This window comes from Mesorhizobium sp. M0244 (assembly GCF_040321795.1).
Classification (GTDB): domain Bacteria; phylum Pseudomonadota; class Alphaproteobacteria; order Rhizobiales; family Rhizobiaceae; genus Mesorhizobium.
The window spans coordinates 1-1832 of the sequence record NZ_JAMYSE010000200.1 but is presented as its reverse complement, the minus strand read 5'-3'; the positions used below and the strand labels follow the sequence as shown (position 1 = coordinate 1832).

At 60.8% G+C, this 1832-nt stretch carries 1 protein-coding gene and 1 pseudogene; both read right to left on the bottom strand.

Features of this window, described 5'->3' with window-relative positions:
• Positions 1–857: 857 nt before the first annotated feature.
• Complete coding sequence (locus NKJ08_RS38575; protein ID WP_352531722.1) at positions 858–1163, bottom strand: hypothetical protein; 306 nt, start codon at positions 1161–1163, stop codon at positions 858–860.
• 379 nt (positions 1164–1542) lie between these two features.
• Positions 1543–1832: pseudogene (locus tag NKJ08_RS38570) on the bottom strand (hypothetical protein); the annotation flags it as partial.

The window sequence follows — 1832 nt, the reverse complement described above, 5'->3', positions numbered from 1 at the left end:
GCGTTCGACATCAGGTGTATGGCAGAGGCGCTTCATCACAACGAGCTGGGCCACGAGCCCTACGACCTTGACTCGTAGTCGGCAGTTACCGACGACCCTCGACGAACGTCGAGCCTGGTCGAGACCCACACCGAGGGTAAGTTCTCGCTCATCTGGCCCGGCGTTGCCGTCTGATCGGCTTACAACGAATCCCCGTCGCAAGGGCGGAGCTTCGCCGGCACGCTATGTCGTGACAGATACCTTGCGGCCTTTCAGGGACGACTTGATTGCCGTTGCGGTTGTTGTCGATGCGGTCGCGGCCGTCACCGACCGGGTTGTTAACCCAGGGGAGGGCGCTTACTCCACCGCAACCATGTCGCCCAGTTCCGTCGCGACGCTCCGAAGCAGACCTATTGCCGGCATCGGGGCCCGGGACGAACATGTGATCTCCATAATGGGTACGAGCCGGAGCCCATCGCGATTGAAACTACTGACCGGCGATCAGGCGCTCGTTGCAGAGAAAGGTTACGATCGATCGCGATGCCCGCGCTGTCTTCACCCGAAATGTGCTGGGCGTCCACAGCGCACACGTGCGACACGTCCTGGACGGGCGCGCCGCCTGTTGCCGAGAGCGACGATCGCGAATCCGAACGCTGGACGGCAGGTGAGGCGCGGTTGCGATAGGCCAGATCTGACTTGCTTCACCAGTAATCCGAAGACGCCAGGGACGCACTACGCTGGACGCGTGCCCTAGCCGTCGAGCTCCCATTTATCCGTTCGTCCGCTCCATATCCGGCTGGACCGCGCCGCACCCTTGGGCTGTTCAAAGGCGTTGGCATCTTCCCTACGCCGACACCGGCCGTTGTATCGCCGGAGCGTCAACCCGCTGAAGTCCGGCGCCGCTTTCTCAGCCGAGTGATCGCCGACTTGTCGACCGTGATCACCCCGCCGCAGTCAATCCGCACAGAGAGTTTGTTCGCCCCGCAATCGATGCGGGTGACGTCCCCAACAAGAACCACTCGGTCGCCGGCCCGGACTTTGGGTGGCGGATCAATCGTATAAGGATGGTCATACGAAGGAATGCTCACCCTGGCGCGCCCGCTGGGGAGAATCGTGATGACGGTACCTGCCAGCGCAACCTCATCGCCGACCTCAAATTCGCGAGGCATGTTAACGTGCAGCATGGTCTTCCTCCCGATGCTTTCCAAATTGATGCTTTGCTAATGCCCGGCCAACCAGGTTGGTTGCTTGCAATCGGCTTCGTACGGTTCCGCACAATTCCAAGCTGGGGTATGCACTCCCAGTTGGCCTCGGATCGGCATTGTGTGCGTCGAATTCTGCAGAAATGGCTTTACATTCAGCGATGACCTTGGCGCGCCCAGGCCCGCGTTAGCGGAGCGGCGAACTTCCTCTCGGTCGGCGATGGCCATAAACGCGGAGCGTGGAGCGAAAATGGATCCTTCGCCTTCGGGTACTTCGTCCGGTAAACTCGAAGAACGCCGACGCTGGCTTCAGCTGCCACGCGGGTTATTGCAGCAGATCATTGATGCGGGTGTCGCGCGCCTACGGCAGGTCAAGTTCGGTTTCATGCGTCCCGATCTTCAAGGCCAGCGACGCCATCATCCGGCAATGTTCAGCCAGCTCATATGGTGTTCGCAATTGCTGCACATGGAAGGTTCCGATCGGTTGACATTTCAACACCAGAGCAACCGGACAGACGCTGGAAGCGGTCCAAGCCTTGCCCTTCTTCGGGGCCAGGCTTCGAGCTTTTTGGCGAGCTATCCTGAGCTCGGGCAGCGTTGGTTGCCACCAGCCTCGCTGCCGTTCCGTTAACCCGGCAGCACGCCGAGCGG